Raw genomic sequence first — 19285 nt, 5'->3', positions numbered from 1 at the left:
ACCTAAATTTCTTCAGACCATACAGTCCTCTTAATATAATCCGTATAGGAAATAATAATCCGAACCACTTTTTGAGAAACATTAGGCATAGAATAATCAGCCACAGATCTAAAATTTCTATGGGTTCCCACCTCTTGCTGTAACACTTGGGTTAAGCCTTGCAAAATGCGTTCTGGGGATAACCCTACCATCATAACAGAAGCCTCTTCCATTGCCTCAGGTCGTTCATGTGCTTGACGAATGTTCAAAGCTCGGAAATTCAAGATAGAAGATTCTTCAGAAATCGTTCCTGAATCGGATAATACGGCATAAGCATCTTTTTGTAGCGCATTGTAATCATGAAAACCCAAAGGTTTCAGAAATTGAATTTCTGAACGCATTTCAATTTGCATTTTATCGATCATGTTCTGTGTACGTGGGTGAGTAGATACGATGATCGGATATTGGTATTTTTCAGCAATCGCATTTAGAGAGGTCATTAATCCTCGAAAATTTTTTTCCGAATTAATATTCTCTTCTCGGTGTGAAGAAATAACAAAAAACTTTCCTTTTTCTAGGTTCAATTTTTCTAATACTTTTGAAGCATTGATCTCTGGTAAATAATGATTCAAGACTTCAAACATTGGCGAGCCTGTTTTGATAATTCGATCTGCCGGCAACCCCTCTCGCAATAAATATTCACGCGCGATATCAGAATATGTTAAATTGATATCTGAAGTATGATCGACAATCTTGCGATTGGTTTCTTCTGGAACACGCTGGTCAAAACATCTATTACCAGCTTCCATATGAAAAATTGGAATATGACGTTTTTTTGCAGGAATTGCACATAAACATGAATTGGTATCTCCTAGTACCAAGAAGGCATCTGGTTTCAATTTTTCCAATAAGGGGTCTATTTTAATCAAAATATTTCCAACAGTTTCTGTCGCTGTCTTACCTGCCGCCTCTAAAAAATAATCTGGTTTACGTAAACCTAGATCCTCGAAAAAGATTTGATTTAATTCGTAATCGTAATTTTGACCTGTATGGACAATAACATGTTCGATTGCTTCGGAAGCATCTAAAGCTGTTAATACCCGTGATAATCTGATAATTTCTGGTCGTGTACCCACGACTGTCATTACTTTTAATTTTTTCATTTTATGTTTAACGATTAGACAGTTTCAAAATAAGTATCTGCATCTTCTGGATTAAATGGTTCGTTAATCCAGAAGATCGTATAAAGTTCTTCCTCTCCTATATTTTTGATATTATGAGTATACCAAATCGGCATATCCACATAAGCAGGTTCATCACCATTTAAATAAAAATCCAATACTTCATCAGTGCCGATTTTTCTTAGTTGAATCAGTGCCTTTCCTTTTATTACAGCAAATCGCTCAATCTTACGCGTGTGATAATGATTTCCCCGTGTAATTCCCTGTACAGTAGTAGAAAAAGAACATTGGCCACCAATACCCAAACGAATAACCTCAACAAATGCTCCTCTAGGGTCTATATGCTGTGTGAACTTTACTGGAAAATGTATACTATGATCGATATAAGCACGATAGGTGTTAAATAAATTATGTTCAAAAGAATTATTGATTATAGGAATCTCACCACCATCAAAATATTTTGTTTTATAATCATTTAGCAATGTTAAAACTTCAGAAACCTTTTTAGTAGACGTAGCTTCTATAAATAATTCCGGAATACTCACGTTAGATCGAATCGCTTGAATAATCTGATCAACAAGTTCCTGTACATAAATAAGCTTTACTTCTCCATCATTAGCTATTGCCGGTGTTTCACCATGTGTTAATTGATAACAGAATGTAGCAACAAAAGAATTATAGAAAGGTTTACCAAAAGCACCGAATACATTAGGAATAATTAAACCCGTTGCCTTTCCTCCATGATCATTTGCCCAATTAACAATCGCTTGTCGACCTTCTTTTTTAGATTTCCCATATAAATTGTCACGTTCTTCTTGAGTCGAAGATGAAATTAATACATGTGTCTGCGAATTAGTCCTTTTTAAGGCATCAATTAACTTTTCAGCCAGTGCAATATTTGTATCATAAATTACTTGTTCTGATTCATGGCGATTCATAGCTGCCAAATGTACTATTACATCACATTTTGCAACAAAAGCGTCCAACTCTTGAATATTTTCAAAGAAGTCCTTTCTAAAATCAATTCTTTCAAATTCTTCTGGATACAATCCTAAAGTATTGAATAAATGTTTACCGACAAAACCATTTTGGCCTGTAATTCCAATTTTTATCATTTTCTATTTATAAAATAATCCAAGGGATAAGTGTAATCATCTTTAGGTGCATTTTCTATCCCATAATCTGAAAAAACCAATAATTCTGAATTTTCTTCTAATGCTTGAAAAGCTGTTGCATAGCCTGTAGATAAATGTAACACCTGATTTTCATCGGTTTTCAAGACCAAGCGTTCAACAGATAAATCTGCAGCGGCTGTCTCCCAATTATCAATTTTCACAATATCAATCACAAAAGAACCTGAAAGCAAGTAAAACCAACGTTGTTCAATGCGATGTGCCCTCCACCCTCTAACAAGTGTTAAGTCTACATTTTTGATGATATAAAATCTTTTGACCAAAGACATATCAAAATCATTCACGAAACGAATTTGACCTCTTGTATCCTTAGCGATTCCCCCAGTTATAAAATTTATCATTCTATTTTTAATATAAAAGCTTTAAAACTAATATGGATATTGTATAACGTCTTCACCAAATACTTCTTTCTTAATTAAGGGTAAGGTCGAAATTAATTTTTTTAAACCCTCCACACCTTGTTGTTCCGTATTATGAGAATGATAATCTTCAATTTTCGAAACATCTTGCTCTCCTTCAGAAAAATACTTCGCATAATTCAAGTCTCTATTATCTGCAGGAACACGATAGAAATCTCCCATATCCTCTGCTTTCATCATTTCTTCACGGGTACAAAGCGTTTCATACAGTTTTTCTCCATGGCGAGTTCCAATAATTTTCACGGGCACTTCTTTTCCCGTCAATTCAATTAAAGCTTTTGCTAAATCGCCAATAGAACCAGCGGGGGCTTTATTGACAAATAAATCTCCAGGGTTAGCATGTTCGAAGGCAAATAAAACCAAATCAACAGCATCTTCTAAAGACATGAAAAAGCGGGACATATTTGGATCCGTTATCGTGATCGGCTCTCCCTTTTGAATCTGATTTAAGAACAATGGAATTACGGATCCTCTTGAGGCCATTACATTACCATAACGGGTCAGGCAAACGACGGTATCTGTCAAATTACGAGCTTCAGCTACTGCTACTTTCTCCATCATTGCTTTTGAGATTCCCATCGCATTAATGGGATAAGCGGCCTTATCTGTGGATAGACAAATCACTTTTTTCACACCATTTGAAGCTGCAGCACGAATAACATTTTGTGTACCTTCTACGTTAGTTTTAACCGCTTGCATCGGAAAAAACTCGCATGAAGGAACTTGTTTTAACGCAGCGGCATGAAAAACATAATCCACTCCTCTTGTAGCTGGTTCTACTGAAGAATAATCACGTACATCTCCGATATAATATTTGATCTTATCGTTTTTATAAAGGTTGCGCATATCATCTTGCTTTTTCTCATCACGTGAGAAAATGCGAATTTCCTTAAAATGATCCGTTTGCAAAAAACGATTTAACACAGCTGTTCCAAATGAACCAGTGCCTCCTGTAATTAATAAAATTTTATCTTTAATTTTCATAACCAAATTTTTTCTAATTTTTTAACGATACTTTCCATCGAATAATTTTCCAATGCATACTTTTCTGCATTGACAGATAGTGAATTTCTCATTGCATCATTATGTAACAACACTTCAACTGATTTTGTAAGACTATCTATGTCTTTAGGAGGAATTACAAGACCTCGATTTTCACCTAACATTTCTGGAATTGCCCCAACAGACGTAGCAATTATAGCACAACCCAGTGCCATACCCTCTATAATTACATTTGGAAAACCTTCAGTATAAGATGGTAAAATCAACATCTTGGACTCAATCATCATTTTATAAACCTGATCTTTCGTTAAAGCCCCGTGGAATGTAACTTTATCTTTGGAGTTATATATTTGTTCTAATTCACTCCTTACACCTTCTTCAAAAGGTCCGACGATGTAAGTCTCACAATTAGGTTTAATTGCTTCCAAAGCATTAAAAAGTTCAAAAATACCTTTCTTACGTGTAACGTGTCCAACGAATAATAGATTGTCATTTTCTTCTTTAGTATACTTGTCCTTAAAAATCATAAGTTCAGGGGAAATCGGATTCCCAATTAATGAAATATTATCGCCATATCTCATCAATGTAGATAAACTTCGAGCATCTAATACAATTACATGATTAGCAACACGATTGATCGTTCGTAGAAGTTTCCATTCCCAATTTTTTTGCTTCTCCAAATCAGGAATACGACCAAATCTATAATGAATAACGGTTCGAATACCAAAAATCTTACATATCAATACAAACACCAAATCTTTACATAAACCTAAAGAAGCACTTGAAGTAATATGACATATATTTGGATTTTTTAGAATATTAAAAAGAAACTTAACAAAAAATATAATAAAATTCAAAATACCATACAATATCCTTGAGAAGATTGAAACAGATGTAATGCTACGAAACTTCATAGAACTATTTAAATGTAACAGTTTATATTCTGGATTTGAATATTCATTAAAATAGTTTAAAATATTAACTGTCCAACTTGCAATTCCCCCAATTGGTGGGGGTAATGGTGATATTAATAATATCTTTTTCATTAATTGACCAGTTTACATTTAATTACTTCCATATCAACATATGAGACTTTACCTGATATCAAGTTATTCATCAATATATTTGTTGCGTTATCTCCATTTTTATTTTTATACAATTTTAACCAAAACTCTTCTTCTAATGCTGAGAATAAAGCCTCGCCTCTTATACTAGAGTATAATGATTGATTTTTTCGGTAAACTAAAGAATAATCAGAACCAGGATTTGAAGGTACTATAGCCCAAGAAGGAGTTCCTTTTAATATTAAGTTTTGTTGAACAGAGGAATATGCATTTTGCACGTCACAATAATTCCACAAACCAATTCCAGAAGCATTTAATTGCGTAGCTTTCCAGCCTAGTCTTAAATAATTAACAGGAGATTGATCTCTTGATCTTCCAAATCTTGTTTCATAAATCCAGGTCTTATTTCCACTTAGTGCCCGACGAGATATTTTTGAACTCTCAAGTTGACCTGCTCCTGTATGTAATTGTCCATATTTAACCAATTCCATATTGCTTAATGCAATATTATTTTCTGCTGTTGAAAAAAAATCACTTTTTATACCTTGTGATTTACTAAAATTGATGATATCATTTAGTTTCTTAATATTATCACCTTTAGGCTCATCTATTGGATAAAGGAGAATCTGATCCTGTCGAATCCCTAGTCCATTCATTTCCGTAGTCAAATTTCGAATCCATTTGCTATAGCTTGCAAACCAATCAGTGGAACAAAAACTATTTGATTTCGCTTGAAATCCACCAAAATATATGATGTAATACTTGAATTTCTTTTCGGATCCTTTTAAATATTTAATCAAGGAATTAGGTTTTGAGACATCGCTGACATGAGGTAATACATAAGGAGGAATTAACAAAACGTCTACGCCTAAAGCTTGAAGATTTTCCATCTCGTTACTAGCTCCTTTTAACATAAAGTTGTAATCAAAATATGCCCACACATTTAAATTTAAGTTACGAGCAAATGTTTTATCACTAACTATGGCTGTATTATCAATTGTGTAAGATACTTTGTCTGTTTTAATTGTAATACTAAACCTTTGTTTCCCTTCTATTTTCCCTTTTAAGCGAATCAAAAAATATTTAGAGGAATTAGGAACCGTCTTGTCCATTTGATAATTGGATCCAATAGGTAAGACCGGATCAATGATATTTGTCCCCTTATAATTTTTGACAAGCGGTAATTCCGAGACTGAAACGTCCAATTGGCTATTACTATTTTGGATTGATTGAATTATAGATCCTTCGAATTTATCAATTCGTACGATTCTATAATTAATACCATTTTTATTCACTGGGATAAATTCACTATTATCATTTACCAACTGAGCAGGATCTGTTTCCCATGGATAAAACCATACTGATTTTTCTTGAGCCGCCGCCCCACACCAATTTATAATAAAAAAAAATATAGCAAAAACGTAGTGTTTAATTTTCATTAGTTCTTCAAATTTAATAAATCCTTATGTTGCGTCAATTCTTCATCTGTAAATCTAGGCTTCAGTTTCCGTGCTGGTACACCCCCATAAACAGCATATTCTTCTGTGCTTTTTGCAACGACACTTCCTGCTGCAATAATTGTTCCTTTCCTAATCGTTACACCTTTTAAGATTGTTACATTCGTACCAACCCATACATCGTCCTCAATAAATACATCTTGGTCATCTGTTTCCAGTTTGTCTGCATTTACATAATCAAACATATATTTACCAACAATATGTGAACCATGATTTCCTCCTCTAATGGTAACATTCGGTCCAAACATAACTTTGTTACCTATATATATGTGATTAATCGAAGCAAAAAAATATGCTCGATCTCCTATAAAAACATCATTACCAATGCTGATATTTTTATAGTTAAAGGTAGAGTTTAAGGGGAAAAATAACACATTCTTCCCACATTTTTTAAACATGACTTTAAAAACAACCATGAACAAACGATGGAATATTTTCCTAAGTAATAGGATTAAATTTGCGACTAATTTCATTTCTTAAGTATTTAAAAATAATATAAGTACATAATAAAACTGAATAACAGATAAAGCCATATATTAAATTAAGTTTTATATTTATCACAATAAAAGCAAAAGCAATAAATACTGATTCAACAATTAAATTAAATCGTCCTATTTTTAATATTTTATTTAAAACCATTTCGCTGAATACGGATCTTAACACAATAATCAAGACCAATGAATAGATAGATAAAATAATACTATCAAATAAATATAAAGACAAATATGTCAAAAGTAGACTCACTAGAAGGCTTGTGAAGTTAATAATAAAAATTGTTTTTTGCCTATTTAGAACTTTATACATTGTGTTAAATAGAATTTGAAATTTACCCTCGAATATACATATGGGTAGCATCAGGCTTAAATACTTAACACTGTCAAAATAGTTAGGAACATAATGTTGAACAAATACAACCAACGGATAATAAAATATAATAAAAGAAGCAAATAGAATAGTTAAATTATTATCAATCCAATAATAGATCTGCTTTCTGTTCTCCTCATTCATTCTTCTTAATAAAGGAAATAAAACGATTCCGATTTGAGAAACAAAAATGATAAAAAGAAAAACCAAAGAAATTGAAAAGGACAATTTACTAAAAGCAATGATACCATATTTATGTTCTGTAAGCAATCTATTGCTTCCTATAATAAGTGTACTCAAAACGTTGGAGAACATAAGTGGTATTCCAATTAGGGCATACTTACTAAGTACTTGAATGGTTTTGAATTTAAAAACAAATAAGGCTTTGAGTTCAATAATGGGATAGACAAAATAAACTAAATAAAATATGGATAATAATTTTCCAATTATATAGATATATATTAATGCATTTACATTTATTTCTTTGAATATATACAAAATAATGATGGATACAATTATAAAAATTTTCTCTATGAAAACTGAGATTGAGTAAGCTTCTATTTTATTGGTCGCTAATAGAATGTATGATAAGTATGTTTGAAGATTCGCTATTATAAGATAAGGTACAATGAAAAATAAAAGGCTTAATTTTATTGGATCAGCGGTCGTGAAAACCAATGTTCCAGCAAATAATATCGAAATAAAAATTTCAATTAATAAAAACAAGGATAATTGGTTAGTGAAGTTAAAGGTATTGACACGCTCCATGCTTCGCCCACCATGCTTTAGATATAATCCATCACAAATACCAAGATGAAAAAAACCAGCATAATTAGAATATAAGATAAACAACTGCCAATAGCCATAATGTGCAACATCTAAAACTTTAGTAATGCCCAAAGAAAAAATCAAACTAACTACGATAGAAAGTACCTGAGCTATTAGAGAAAATGATAGTTTATTTAAAAAATTTTTATCCATTAGTTCTTCGCAAAATTATTCAACCAATTTTCTACTGTATAATTTTTCAAAATATCTTTATTAATCGGAACATAATCTGTTTCCATAAATGCAAGCAATTCCTCTAAAGAATCTTTACCTATAATAAATATATTGGAGGGGTTATAAAAATCATAGCGTATAATTTCAGTATTATTTGAAATAATTTTTTTTGAAAAAAATAAGCTTTCCATTACTCTCAATGTTAAACCAGATTGTCCATTTTGTACAATATCTAATAATACATCACTAGCTTGAATGATATTCAAGATTTCATGATAGTTTAATCTACTTTTATATGCATAGTCTAAAACGGAAGTTCGATCCTGAACAACATGAAAGTAAAAAGTAATACCCAGATTCTTCAACTCTTTTTCAATAGCTAATAATAGCTTCAATCGCCCTTTATCCTGTCCAATAAAAGATACTTGATATTTTGTCTCTTGTGCTATATTAGAAATAAACTTCTCAAAATAATAAGTATTATTATATTTCAAATTATATTTTTCACAATCCTTTTTATCAAAAGACCATTTTTCCCAAGAAGCTGATATTTTAGAAGGAGAACAAATCTTGTCTACAGGATTCCAATACCAAAATATGAGTTGTTTATTTTTGAATTTATAAGAATCTATAATTTTGGATATCTTTATATTGTAAAGAGTTGCTGATAATATTATAGTATCATAATCAGCAATAGAATTCTTAAAATCTTTGATTAACCAAATTTGTTTAAATGGTAAATCAAAATCAAAAAAAAATTTTCGAACAGGTCTTAAAAATCCAGGGATATCTCGATAAATTTGATTTACATCCACAAAGTCCTTATGTTCTTTCACAAATTGGGTTACTCCTAAATATATTATTTTATTCATCGATCTACTCCCATTGAATTGTAAAATATATTTTCTCTTGTTTGATCAATCTGTTCATTAAAAATAGAATGATATGGTAAATATCTATTGAAAAAAATGCTTTTGTTCTGTGTATATTGTGACATATCTCGAGTAAGATATTGTAATTGTAATAAAACTAATATTAAGAAACAAGATAATACCTTGACTAAGGATATTGATCTTTTATTTTTAGTACGTATTAGACTGTATAAGATATCTACCGTATAAATTAACATCGGAATTGCGAGGTAATTCAGGAAGCGATATACACCAGGAATAAATGAGGCCAGTAACCCTAATATAATAAAAGGACTTACGAAAATAATTAAAGGATGGTCAAGACAAATCTTTTTCCGTTGTGCAATTATATAAATAATAAAGAAAGCAAACATTTTTAACAATGGGATCAGAATTCCCATGATACTCATTTCCTTATTCAAATAATTTCTAGATGCCCTTTGAGCGAAAGAAAATGATCCAAAAACAGATCCCAGAAGATTATCTAAGGAAATAAAGTTAATCACTGCTGCTAACATGACTAATAAAATAACTTGATATTTTATTTCCATTTTTCTTGCAAAAATTGGCAGAACGAATAAAATAAGTGCAGAACTATGAAATAGATACGCTAATAAGCAATATAAGATATATATTAACCATTTTTTTTCTAATAAATGTGGAATTGCTAATAGAAAAATAACTATAGCTAACGATTCTCTAAGAATTTCCATATTAAAATAGAAAAAGTAGAAAAATAAATAAAAAGAGACTGTTAGAAATTTATTTTTAGCATACTTCTGGATAAAATAGAATATAATAGCGTTTACAATTAATGCATGAAAAAACTGAAAAAAATAAAAACTATTACCTATTGATTTTACAGTTGCATTAAAAACAATCCAACCTAAATTATATTCTGAATTAATAAAATCATAAGAACTTAATGTTAGTAAGGTAGGATAAGAATCAAATATGTCAAAATAATATAATGAATCACCTCCTACCCTATATCGCAATGCTGAAAGAATCACTAGCATTATACATAATAGTGTATAAGGAACCCTTCCCTCTGACTTAGAAGTGGAATTTACATAACGTAAAAATAAAAAAAGTGCTATAAAAAAAATGACAAAATAAATCATACCATTTTCAACAAATATTCACCATACCCACTCTTACGTAATGGTTCCGCAACCCTGTTGAGTTGTTCTTTATTTATATAACCCATTCTATAAGCAACTTCTTCAATAGCTCCAATCTTCATCCCCTGACGTTCTTCAATAACTTGAACAAATTGCCCTGCCTGCATTAATGATTGGATAGTTCCCGTATCCAGCCAAGCTGTACCTCGATCAAAAACACCAACCTTCAACTTATCTTTCTTTAGATACTCTTTATTTATATCTGTAATTTCCAATTCTCCTCTATGAGATGGAGTTATATTTTTTGCAATCTTAACCACATCATTATCATAAAAATATAAACCTGGTACTGCATAATTTGATTTTGGAAATTTTGGCTTTTCCTCTATTGAAACGACTTTATTCTCTCCATCAAATTCAACAACACCATAACGTTCCGGATCATATACTGGATAAGCAAATACGACCCCACCATCTGGATCCGCACATGACTGTAACAACTTAGACATACCTGAACCATAAAAAATATTATCTCCTAAAATCAAGGCCACTTTATCATTTCCAATAAATTCTTCTCCTAATATAAATGCCTGAGCGAGTCCATCTGGAGAAGGTTGTTCCTTATATGAAAACTTACATCCAATTTGTGTTCCATCTCCCAACAGTTTTTGAAAATGGGGTAAATCTTGTGGTGTAGAAATAATTAGAATTTCATTTATCCCAGCCAGCATTAATGTAGACAATGGATAATATATCATGGGTTTATCATATACTGGCATCAACTGTTTACTAACAGCTAATGTCAATGGGTGGAGACGCGTGCCTGAACCACCAGCTAGTATAATTCCTTTCATTTATTTTAAATTTTAAATAGATAATAATACTTAAACTATATTATTCAGCATATGATTTAAACTATTTTTCCAATCCGGTATTGTTATCCCAAATGTAGTTTTTATTTTCATTTTATCTAAAAGAGAAAATTTGGGTCTTGCTGCTGGAGTAGGATATTGAGTTGTAGGTATAGGATTAATTTTACAATCTAAACTTTTTATTTCACGAATTGCCATGGCAAAATCATACCAAGAAATTTCTCCTTCGTTTGAATAATTATATATCCCTGCTATCCATTTTGAAGATTCTATTATGGTGAGGATGGCTTGAGCCAAATCCTTTGCATAAGTTGGAGATCCAATTTGATCGTTAATAACAGAAATTTCATCTCGTTCATTCATCAATCGCAACATGGTCTTTACAAAATTATTTCCATATGTCGAGTAAACCCAAGATGTGCGAATTATTATTGCATCAGGACACCATTTTTGTATTGCTTGTTCTCCTTTTAATTTCGTTTCTCCGTATACATTAATTGGGCTGACGGAGGCATCCTCCTTCAATGGTGTATTGGAATTACCATCAAAGACATAATCTGTTGAAATAGCTATTAAACGGATATTTTGTAAGTGACAATACTGAGCAATCTCTTCTGAGGCAAAATGATTAACTGATTCTGCCATTACTTGATCTGACTCCGCCTTATCCACAGCAGTATATGCCCCTGCATGTATGATAATATCAGGTTGATAAATAGCGAGTATATCCTGTATAATAAATTGCTGATCTAGTGGAAGTTGTGTTCGATCCAAAAAATAACACTCATAACCAATCTTGGTATGGAATACATCTTTTAGCTCACTCCCTAATTGACCGTTAGCACCAGTAACTAATACTTTCATAGCTTCCTATTTTATCCAAATATTGTTTTAAAAGAAGGTAAAATTGCATCCTTATCTGAAATAATCATATCTTCATGTGGTAATACCCAATTAATTTCTAATGCAGGATCATCGAACTTTACACCACATTCAGCTGCTTTATTGTAAAAGTTATCACATTTATAAAAGAACGTTGCTTTTTCCGATAATACGACAAATCCATGTAAAAATCCACGAGGAATAAATAGTTGAAGGTTATTTTCTTCAGACAATTCTACAGCAACATGTTGTCCAAAAGTTGGAGACCCAATGCGAGCATCAACTGCGACATCAAGTACAGTTCCCTTAAGAACTCGAACCAATTTCGCTTGAGCATACTCTCCCTCTTGCGCATGCAAACCTCGAAGTACTCCTCGACTTGAAAAGGATTGATTATCTTGAACAAAATGAGTACTAGTACCTGTTAACTGATTAAAGGTTTGTTCATTAAAACTTTCAAAAAAATAGCCCCTACTATCGCCAAATTTATTTGGCTCTAGAATAAAACATCCTTGTAGTTTTGTTTCTTTTACTTTCATTGCTTTCTTAACGACAACTTAATTAATGATATTGTTTCTTATAGTAGTTTTGATAATCACCAGACGTAACGCTATCTAACCAATCTTGATTTTGTAGAAACCAATCAATAGTAATTGAAAGTCCTTGTTCAAACGTTACAGAAGGTTGGTAACCTAATTCTTGATTAATCTTTGTCGCATCAATAGCATAACGCAAATCGTGACCAGGACGATCTTTGACAAATGTAATGAGTTGATCTGCAGTACCAGTTGCTCTATTCAATTTTTCATCGACTTGTCGACACAACTCTTTAACTAAATCAATGTTTTTCCACTCATTAAAACCTCCAACATTGTAAGAATCACCATTTTTACCTTGGTGAAAAACCAAATCAATTGCTTTTGCATGATCGATGACAAACAACCAATCTCTTGTGAATTTTCCATCACCATAGATAGGAAGTGGTCTATTATTCAATATATTATGAATACAAAGCGGAATTAATTTTTCAGGAAAATGGTTCGGGCCATAGTTATTTGAGCAATTTGTAATCACTATAGGAAGTCCATAGGTATCATGATAAGCACGAACAAAATGATCTGAACTCGCTTTTGATGCCGAGTATGGAGAGTGAGGATCATAGCTAGTCGTTTCTTTAAATAAACCCGTTTCACCTAATGTCCCATAAACCTCATCAGTCGATACGTGATGAAAACGCTTCCCTTCAAAATTATTTTTCCAAATTTCTTTTGCTGCATTTAATAAGTTTACCGTACCTATAACATTTGTCATAACAAACGCAGAAGGATCTGTTATTGAACGATCAACGTGTGATTCTGCAGCCAAATGAATGATACCATCTGGTTGATATTGTTGAAAAAGCTCTAATATTAATCCTTGGTCAGTAATGTCAGCTTTGATAAATCTATAATTTGCACACGCTTCGATATCTTTTAGATTTTCCAAATTACCAGCATAGGTTAATGCATCTAAATTAATAATTTGATATTCTGGATATTTTAGAACAAACTCACGAACAACATGTGAACCGATAAAACCTGCTCCACCGGTTATTAAAATAGTTTTACTCATACCAATTACAATCTATTGTCTGCTTTATCAGCAATAATTCCCTTAACATCATAAACTACAGCATTTTCTTTTTTAAGAGCATTAAAATTTAAATCTAAAAACTCTTTATGCGCTACGCCCAGAATAACTGCATCATACTTAAAATCAGGAAGTTTATTCTCACTTATTAACTTATACTCGTGTTCTACTTCTACAGGGTTTGCCCATGGATCATAGGTTGTCACTGTTATTCCATAATCTTCTAGTGCAGCAATCACATCAACAATCTTGGTATTACGAACATCAGGACAGTTTTCTTTGAAAGTAATACCTAACATTAATACCTCAGCTCCATTGACATTGATTCCTTTTTTAATCATTGTTTTCACAACTTGTGAGGCGACATACTCACCCATAGAATCGTTCAAACGACGACCAGCCAAGATTATCTCTGGATGATAACCATGTTCTTGTGCTTTTTGGGCTAAATAATATGGATCAACACCAATACAGTGGCCACCTACCAATCCTGGTTTGAAAGGTAAGAAATTCCATTTGGTTCCTGCGGCTTCTAATACAGCGTGGGTATCAATATTCAAAATATTGAAAATTTTAGCCAATTCATTAACAAAAGCTATGTTGATATCACGTTGTGAATTCTCAATAACTTTAGCAGCCTCAGCAACTTTAATACAAGGAGCTAAATGGGTTCCTGCAGTAATAACTTCACGATAAACACTATCTACCTCTTTTCCAATTTCAGGTGTAGAACCAGAGGTTACTTTCAATATTTTCTCTACTGTGTGTTGCTTATCTCCTGGATTAATACGTTCGGGTGAATAACCAGCAAAAAAATCTTCATTAAACTTTAATCCTGATATTTTTTCCAAGACAGGAATACATTCTTCTTCAGTTACACCTGGATATACCGTTGACTCGTAAACAACAATATCTCCTTTTTTCAGTACTTTTCCGACAGTTTCTGAAGCTTTATATAATGGCGTCAGATCTGGTCGATTATTTTTATCAACTGGCGTAGGTACAGTCACTACATAAAAATTGGCATCCTCAATATCCGCCAATTGATTAGAGCACCATAACCCATTTTTAGTAGATGAAAATGGATTTTCATCTACTAAAACACCTCGCAGTACATCATCTTCAACTTCTAGTGTCAGATCTTTACCAATACGCAACTCGTCAATACGTTTTTGATTAATGTCAAATCCTACTACTGGAAATTTAGTTGCAAACAAACGTGCTAAGGGCAATCCTACATAACCTAAGCCTATAACTGCTATTTTTTTCATTTATTAATAATTTTAGTATTCAGATTTAAAAAACTAAATATGAATATAATATAAGTTCTATTTCAAATTTTCCCAATACCATTGAACAGCTTCTTTTAAACCTTTGTCAATCGTATGGGTGGGTTCGTACCCCAATAAAGACTTTGCTTTCTCAATAGAAGCCAAAGAATGAGGAATATCACCTTGACGGTTAGGTCCATGTGAAGAGTTTACATGGGCAATTTCAGCATCGAATTCACTTAAATATTCTTTTAAATAACCAACCAATTGATTTAATGTCGTACGATCACCAACTGCAGTATTATAAACAGTATTAATGGCCATCGAATTATCTGTTGTCATTGCTAATTCATTCATTTGAATGACATTGTCGATATATGTAAAATCACGCGAATAATCTCCAGTACCATTAATTACAGGTCCTTCATGATTCATAAATTTCTTCACAAATAAAGGTATAACAGCTGCATAAGCACCATTTGGATCTTGACGACGGCCAAACACATTGAAATAACGCAGGCCGATGGTTTCTAAACCATATGTTTTTGAAAAAATATCGGCATATAGTTCATTTACATATTTTGTAATCGCATAAGGTGACAATGGTTTACCGATCACATCTTCTACTTTTGGTAAGTTTTCGGAATCTCCATAGGTAGAAGAGGATGCTGCATAAACAAAACGTTTCACTTGTGCATCGCGGGCCGCAACCAACATATTTAAAAACCCTGTTACATTGACCTCATTTGTCGTCTGTGGATCTTTGATAGAGCGAGGTACTGATCCTAGTGCTGCTTGATGCAATACATAATCAACACCTTGCACTGCCTTTTCACAGTCTGCTGCATTCCTAATATCACCTTCTATAAGTTGAAAATTAGAATTATTGGTATGTTGGGCAAGATTATGTCGATGACCTGTTGCAAAATTATCCAAAACAACAACTTGATACCCTTTACCTAAGAAATGTTCCGTTAAATTTGATCCTATGAATCCTGCTCCACCAGTGATTAATATTTTACTCATTGTTTTTATAATTATGATAGTTATTTAGTCGATTGTTGTTGCTGTTTTAGCAGAATATAGTATTATACGTTGAAAATTCTCCTTTGTACCTATGAAGTTTAAGCAGACTTCCTTGTTCAGTTTTTCACTAGCTTTGTCGGCTAACTGCAATAAATATGCCTGATTTATATCTTTTCCCAAAATTAAAACATCAATACGTCCCGAGTCTAAGCCTTTAGCATAGTCACCCAACAAACTAATCTCCTGAACATCACCAGCTTTGGTCAAAATATATTCAAGTACATGATCAATACCCAAATGAGTATGAATTAATTGTTGTAGTGGTTTAAATAAGGAGTGCTTGGAATTCGCACGATACAGAATTTTATTCTTATCTGTCTTTTTTTCTAAATAACCTGCTTCTGATAATTGGTTTAATTCTTTACGAATCGCGTTGGTTGATTCTTGAAATTCTTCCGCTAATCCCCTTAAATGACCTTGATTACTCGCTGACACAAAAAATTTGATCAGCAACTTTAACCTCGTTTTAGAAGTGATTAACGTTTCCAGCATGTCGTTCAATAGTATATGAGTAACAAAAGTACTCACTGGATTAGAAATATCCAAATTATTTTTCTCATAATAATATTAAATAAATGTTTAAGGAAAAACAATTTATTTTAAATACATTGTAAATATTCTCCATAAGCAGATTTTCGCAGTAGTTCAATAATCCTTAGCAATTTCCTGTCTTTTTCAATGATGTGTATGAACTGTTCTACTAAGATAAGTAATGATCATATTTATAAAAACTTAAGACTGTCTTCGACAGAAATAAAAAATCTATCTAAAATCCACGTGGAACATATAATAGGGTAAAATTAAGGATTTTTTTTGTAGCTATAACAAAATCATGCCTTACTGTTACAAAAAGGGAAAATATTCTTTGATAAGAAAATGTGGTTAGCCCACTAGAAAATAGTGAGCTACATTATATACCTGCTAATCCATCTATAGGGTCATAATCTTGTAGGTCTCGGTTAATTAAGGCCTGAGTTTCTTCTGGACTGGGCTCTACAGGAACGCGAAGTCGAAAGGTAATACGTTCTGCTGATTTAGCAGTCATATAACCTTTTATAAGGACAAAATGGTGATCCAGAACACGGATTTTACTTAAGGGGCCACGTATACGGAAGCGTACAGACGATTCATGAGCAATCGTGCTGTCTTGAGGAAAAGTGATCATGATCAATTGCTCTAAGCTTACTTTAAAGTTGGGGTGACTAACCTTAACGTCTTTAATAACAATATGGCGAATATCCAAATCACGACGTGTAATATGGAATAATAGACTGCCACTTTTTGAGCATTCCCCCCCCTTACTATTACGATGATCTCCAATAGGGTTAAAACGACAATGCACACTTAACGTAGCACGGCGGAGAAACTGACGTGACATGTGAAGTTGTTTTCCATAATAAAAAAAAGAAACAACTAACAGCATACACAATGTACAATAAATGTAAAGCATAATGACTAGAATAAAATAACACAAGTAGATGGCTTATAAAGAAGACGTTGGATCTTTATATAGGCAAAGCAAATATAAATTTTAGTTTTGATAAAATGCAATTTTTTTTGACATCAAAAAGAAGATGAATGCGAAATCCCTAAAAAAGAAATAAAGAGAAACAAATAAGGGATTAGAAGGTTGTCTATTCCTAAATTACCCTTACACAAATCGGAGTAATTATTAATTTTATATAATATGGAAACACCGAGAAAAGGGAAACATACAGGAGCCCCTGTTACCTACGAATCATCTTTTAAGATTGCAGTTGCCAGAGAATACCTTGAGGGCAATCTGAGCCAGTCACAGCTTGGGCGTAAACATGGACTTAAGAGTGGCGAGGTGGTTCGCTATTTTGTCAACTGGTACAAAAAGAACATCGCCCAAATCCATTCAGGCCTTATTTCACCTGACAGCGAGCTGCCGCCTTTAGCATCCAGCAGTCCTGATCAGCAGCTTCAGGAGGAACTCCGGCTTGCCAGGCTGAAGATTACCGCCCTTGAGATGATGATCCATATTGCAGAGCAGGAGCTGGATATCGATATCCGAAAAAAGTCTGGTACCAAACCGCCAGTAAAATGAAGGAGATATTTATCAATATTCCCCTGAGTACCATTTGCTCGCTGTTTGGCAGAACAAGACAGTCCTGGTATGAAATGAACGCCAGAAGGGACGTTTCGGTGATTCAGGATGGAATGATACTAGAATGGGTCCGGGAAATCAGATCAGTGCTTCCGCGTACAGGATGTGTCAAGCTTTTGCACATGCTTCAGCAGAACCTCAAAGCGCATCATATTACCATCGGAAGGGATGCTTTTTCCAGGCTGATCAGGGACAATGGCATGCTGATCTATCCCAAAAGGAGATATGTGACCACCACGATGTCCTACCATCATTACAGGAAATGGCCGGATATGATCAGCCGGGCAAAGCCCCTGATGGCCGAGCAGGTCTGGGTAAGCGATATTACCTATCTGCGGACAGGCACGGGATTTATCTACCTTTTTCTGATCACAGATGCGTATTCCAGAAAGATCGTAGGCTACCATCTCAGCCAGTCCCTAAAAGCTTCCGGATGCCTATCGGCACTCCAAAAGGCTATAAACGGCAGGGAATATAAGCAAAGGCCGCTGATCCACCACTCGGACAGGGGGATACAGTACTGCTGTGATGCCTATGTGGAACTATTGCAGAGAAACCATATCCAGATCAGTATGACTCAATCCGGATCACCCTATGATAATGCAATTGCCGAAAGGGTAAATGGTATACTGAAAACAGAATTTGAGCTCTATAACACCTTTGAGTCCTATTCAATGGCTATTGAACCGGTGTGCAGAGCGATAGAAAGATACAATAATGTCAGACCGCACATGAGCTGTAAAATGATGACACCGGCGCAAAGACATAGTCAGGAAATCACTAAAACAAGAAACAGTACAACCCGATTGTAAGGGTATACACGGACAAAGAAAAAACAATGTAAGGATATATCCGTATAACTTTTTATAATTGTAAGGATTTAACCGTTTAACTATCCGAATGCTGTAAGGATAATTCAGGATAAGACAGGTGTTCAATTTGTAAAATAGTAGGGAGCTAGTTCGTACCTCAACCGTACCTTGTTCGTACCTCGTTCGAACAAAAGCGAATTAGGTACGTACTAGGTACGATTCAAGTATGTTCAAAATTTGGTTGAAATATAGCATTGACACTAATTTGTTCTATTGTAAATAAGCATTTAGATCTATATGTTTATTTACAATAAGGGCAACAGATTGTAGTTTGTATTTGATTAAA

At 33.2% G+C, this 19285-nt stretch carries 20 protein-coding genes; 2 read left to right on the top strand and 18 right to left on the bottom strand.

The genetic code is table 11. The features are described 5' to 3' along the window. Nucleotides 1-2: 2 nt before the first annotated feature. The 18 genes from wecB to LZQ00_RS16980 form a co-directional block, all read right to left on the bottom strand. Complete coding sequence (gene wecB, locus LZQ00_RS17065) at nucleotides 3-1142, bottom strand: non-hydrolyzing UDP-N-acetylglucosamine 2-epimerase (RefSeq protein ID WP_234510461.1); 1140 nt, start codon at nucleotides 1140-1142, stop codon at nucleotides 3-5. A 14-nt stretch (nucleotides 1143-1156) separates the two neighbouring features. Beyond that, nucleotides 1157-2275 carry an NAD-dependent epimerase/dehydratase family protein gene (locus LZQ00_RS17060; RefSeq protein ID WP_234510460.1) on the bottom strand — a complete coding sequence of 373 codons (1119 nt, stop codon included), beginning with the start codon at nucleotides 2273-2275 and terminating at the stop codon, nucleotides 1157-1159. Further along, nucleotides 2272-2694, bottom strand: a complete 423-nt coding sequence (locus LZQ00_RS17055) for a WxcM-like domain-containing protein (RefSeq protein WP_234510459.1) — start codon at nucleotides 2692-2694, stop codon at nucleotides 2272-2274. The genes LZQ00_RS17060 and LZQ00_RS17055 overlap by 4 nt, the downstream gene beginning before the upstream one ends. A gap of 27 nt (nucleotides 2695-2721) precedes the next feature. Continuing rightward, entirely contained in the window at nucleotides 2722-3756 is a 1035-nt protein-coding gene (locus tag LZQ00_RS17050) for a polysaccharide biosynthesis protein (protein ID WP_234510458.1), read from the bottom strand. Then, on the bottom strand, nucleotides 3753-4820 hold the full coding sequence (locus tag LZQ00_RS17045; protein WP_234510457.1) for a glycosyltransferase family 4 protein: 1068 nt from the start codon (nucleotides 4818-4820) through the stop codon (nucleotides 3753-3755). Before LZQ00_RS17045 ends, LZQ00_RS17050 begins: the two co-directional genes overlap by 4 nt. Continuing rightward, nucleotides 4820-6277, bottom strand: a complete 1458-nt coding sequence (locus LZQ00_RS17040; RefSeq protein WP_234510456.1) for a hypothetical protein — start codon at nucleotides 6275-6277, stop codon at nucleotides 4820-4822. The genes LZQ00_RS17045 and LZQ00_RS17040 overlap by 1 nt, the downstream gene beginning before the upstream one ends. Further along, the gene (locus tag LZQ00_RS17035) at nucleotides 6277-6603 is read right to left on the bottom strand and encodes an acyltransferase (RefSeq protein WP_234510455.1); all 327 of its coding nucleotides are present in this window, start codon (nucleotides 6601-6603) and stop codon (nucleotides 6277-6279) included. The genes LZQ00_RS17040 and LZQ00_RS17035 overlap by 1 nt, the downstream gene beginning before the upstream one ends. A 190-nt stretch (nucleotides 6604-6793) precedes the next feature. Further along, on the bottom strand, nucleotides 6794-8200 hold the full coding sequence (locus LZQ00_RS17030) for a hypothetical protein (protein ID WP_234510454.1): 1407 nt from the start codon (nucleotides 8198-8200) through the stop codon (nucleotides 6794-6796). Continuing rightward, entirely contained in the window at nucleotides 8200-9093 is an 894-nt protein-coding gene (locus LZQ00_RS17025) for a hypothetical protein (RefSeq protein ID WP_234510453.1), read from the bottom strand. Before LZQ00_RS17025 ends, LZQ00_RS17030 begins: the two co-directional genes overlap by 1 nt. Then, nucleotides 9090-10256, bottom strand: coding sequence for an EpsG family protein (locus LZQ00_RS17020; protein ID WP_234510452.1), 1167 nt, complete (start codon nucleotides 10254-10256; stop codon nucleotides 9090-9092). The genes LZQ00_RS17025 and LZQ00_RS17020 overlap by 4 nt, the downstream gene beginning before the upstream one ends. After that, a complete protein-coding gene (gene rfbA, locus LZQ00_RS17015; RefSeq protein WP_234510451.1) occupies nucleotides 10253-11110 on the bottom strand; it encodes a glucose-1-phosphate thymidylyltransferase RfbA in 858 nt (285 codons plus the stop codon). Before rfbA ends, LZQ00_RS17020 begins: the two co-directional genes overlap by 4 nt. Nucleotides 11111-11140: 30 nt before the next feature. Continuing rightward, the gene (gene rfbD / locus LZQ00_RS17010) at nucleotides 11141-11992 is read right to left on the bottom strand and encodes a dTDP-4-dehydrorhamnose reductase (protein ID WP_234510450.1); all 852 of its coding nucleotides are present in this window, start codon (nucleotides 11990-11992) and stop codon (nucleotides 11141-11143) included. Nucleotides 11993-12003: 11 nt separating this feature from the next. Next, nucleotides 12004-12549 (bottom strand): dTDP-4-dehydrorhamnose 3,5-epimerase, encoded by a 546-nt coding sequence (rfbC, locus tag LZQ00_RS17005; RefSeq protein WP_234510449.1) that lies wholly within the window; start codon nucleotides 12547-12549, stop codon nucleotides 12004-12006. Between the two features lie 22 nt (nucleotides 12550-12571). Further along, entirely contained in the window at nucleotides 12572-13621 is a 1050-nt protein-coding gene (gene rfbB, locus LZQ00_RS17000) for a dTDP-glucose 4,6-dehydratase (RefSeq protein WP_234510448.1), read from the bottom strand. A 5-nt stretch (nucleotides 13622-13626) separates the two neighbouring features. After that, nucleotides 13627-14910, bottom strand: a complete 1284-nt coding sequence (locus LZQ00_RS16995) for a nucleotide sugar dehydrogenase (RefSeq protein ID WP_234510447.1) — start codon at nucleotides 14908-14910, stop codon at nucleotides 13627-13629. Between the two features lie 57 nt (nucleotides 14911-14967). Further along, complete coding sequence (locus LZQ00_RS16990) at nucleotides 14968-15936, bottom strand: SDR family oxidoreductase (RefSeq protein WP_234510446.1); 969 nt, start codon at nucleotides 15934-15936, stop codon at nucleotides 14968-14970. A gap of 24 nt (nucleotides 15937-15960) precedes the next feature. Further along, a complete protein-coding gene (locus LZQ00_RS16985) occupies nucleotides 15961-16488 on the bottom strand; it encodes an ArsR family transcriptional regulator (RefSeq protein WP_234510445.1) in 528 nt (175 codons plus the stop codon). A gap of 418 nt (nucleotides 16489-16906) precedes the next feature. Further along, the gene (locus LZQ00_RS16980; RefSeq protein ID WP_234510444.1) at nucleotides 16907-17374 is read right to left on the bottom strand and encodes a hypothetical protein; all 468 of its coding nucleotides are present in this window, start codon (nucleotides 17372-17374) and stop codon (nucleotides 16907-16909) included. Nucleotides 17375-17683: 309 nt separating this feature from the next. Between LZQ00_RS16980 and LZQ00_RS16975 the strand changes: the two genes are divergently transcribed. Then, a complete protein-coding gene (locus LZQ00_RS16975) occupies nucleotides 17684-18067 on the top strand; it encodes a transposase (protein ID WP_234510443.1) in 384 nt (127 codons plus the stop codon). Further along, nucleotides 18064-18939, top strand: a complete 876-nt coding sequence (locus LZQ00_RS16970) for an IS3 family transposase (protein WP_234509244.1) — start codon at nucleotides 18064-18066, stop codon at nucleotides 18937-18939. The genes LZQ00_RS16975 and LZQ00_RS16970 overlap by 4 nt, the downstream gene beginning before the upstream one ends. The last annotated feature ends 346 nt before the right edge of the window (nucleotides 18940-19285 follow it).

Origin of the sequence: Sphingobacterium sp. SRCM116780, from assembly GCF_021442025.1 — a bacterium.
GTDB lineage: Bacteria > Bacteroidota > Bacteroidia > Sphingobacteriales > Sphingobacteriaceae > Sphingobacterium.
This window is presented reverse-complemented; position numbering and strand designations above follow the sequence as displayed.

What these genes read in the sequence shown, in the direction of transcription:
- wecB (WP_234510461.1), bottom strand. Translation starts at nt 1,142, where the DNA reads ATGAAAAAATTAAAAGTAATGACAGTCGTGGGTACACGACCAGAAATT.
- LZQ00_RS17060 (WP_234510460.1), bottom strand. Translation starts at nt 2,275, where the DNA reads ATGATAAAAATTGGAATTACAGGCCAAAATGGTTTTGTCGGTAAACAT.
- LZQ00_RS17055 (WP_234510459.1), bottom strand. Translation starts at nt 2,694, where the DNA reads ATGATAAATTTTATAACTGGGGGAATCGCTAAGGATACAAGAGGTCAA.
- LZQ00_RS17050 (WP_234510458.1), bottom strand. Translation starts at nt 3,756, where the DNA reads ATGAAAATTAAAGATAAAATTTTATTAATTACAGGAGGCACTGGTTCA.
- LZQ00_RS17045 (WP_234510457.1), bottom strand. Translation starts at nt 4,820, where the DNA reads ATGAAAAAGATATTATTAATATCACCATTACCCCCACCAATTGGGGGA.
- LZQ00_RS17040 (WP_234510456.1), bottom strand. Translation starts at nt 6,277, where the DNA reads ATGAAAATTAAACACTACGTTTTTGCTATATTTTTTTTTATTATAAAT.
- LZQ00_RS17035 (WP_234510455.1), bottom strand. Translation starts at nt 6,603, where the DNA reads ATGTTTGGACCGAATGTTACCATTAGAGGAGGAAATCATGGTTCACAT.
- LZQ00_RS17030 (WP_234510454.1), bottom strand. Translation starts at nt 8,200, where the DNA reads ATGGATAAAAATTTTTTAAATAAACTATCATTTTCTCTAATAGCTCAG.
- LZQ00_RS17025 (WP_234510453.1), bottom strand. Translation starts at nt 9,093, where the DNA reads ATGAATAAAATAATATATTTAGGAGTAACCCAATTTGTGAAAGAACAT.
- LZQ00_RS17020 (WP_234510452.1), bottom strand. Translation starts at nt 10,256, where the DNA reads ATGATTTATTTTGTCATTTTTTTTATAGCACTTTTTTTATTTTTACGT.
- rfbA (WP_234510451.1), bottom strand. Translation starts at nt 11,110, where the DNA reads ATGAAAGGAATTATACTAGCTGGTGGTTCAGGCACGCGTCTCCACCCA.
- rfbD (WP_234510450.1), bottom strand. Translation starts at nt 11,992, where the DNA reads ATGAAAGTATTAGTTACTGGTGCTAACGGTCAATTAGGGAGTGAGCTA.
- rfbC (WP_234510449.1), bottom strand. Translation starts at nt 12,549, where the DNA reads ATGAAAGTAAAAGAAACAAAACTACAAGGATGTTTTATTCTAGAGCCA.
- rfbB (WP_234510448.1), bottom strand. Translation starts at nt 13,621, where the DNA reads ATGAGTAAAACTATTTTAATAACCGGTGGAGCAGGTTTTATCGGTTCA.
- LZQ00_RS16995 (WP_234510447.1), bottom strand. Translation starts at nt 14,910, where the DNA reads ATGAAAAAAATAGCAGTTATAGGCTTAGGTTATGTAGGATTGCCCTTA.
- LZQ00_RS16990 (WP_234510446.1), bottom strand. Translation starts at nt 15,936, where the DNA reads ATGAGTAAAATATTAATCACTGGTGGAGCAGGATTCATAGGATCAAAT.
- LZQ00_RS16985 (WP_234510445.1), bottom strand. Translation starts at nt 16,488, where the DNA reads ATGCTGGAAACGTTAATCACTTCTAAAACGAGGTTAAAGTTGCTGATC.
- LZQ00_RS16980 (WP_234510444.1), bottom strand. Translation starts at nt 17,374, where the DNA reads ATGTCACGTCAGTTTCTCCGCCGTGCTACGTTAAGTGTGCATTGTCGT.
- LZQ00_RS16975 (WP_234510443.1), top strand. Translation starts at nt 17,684, where the DNA reads ATGGAAACACCGAGAAAAGGGAAACATACAGGAGCCCCTGTTACCTAC.
- LZQ00_RS16970 (WP_234509244.1), top strand. Translation starts at nt 18,064, where the DNA reads ATGAAGGAGATATTTATCAATATTCCCCTGAGTACCATTTGCTCGCTG.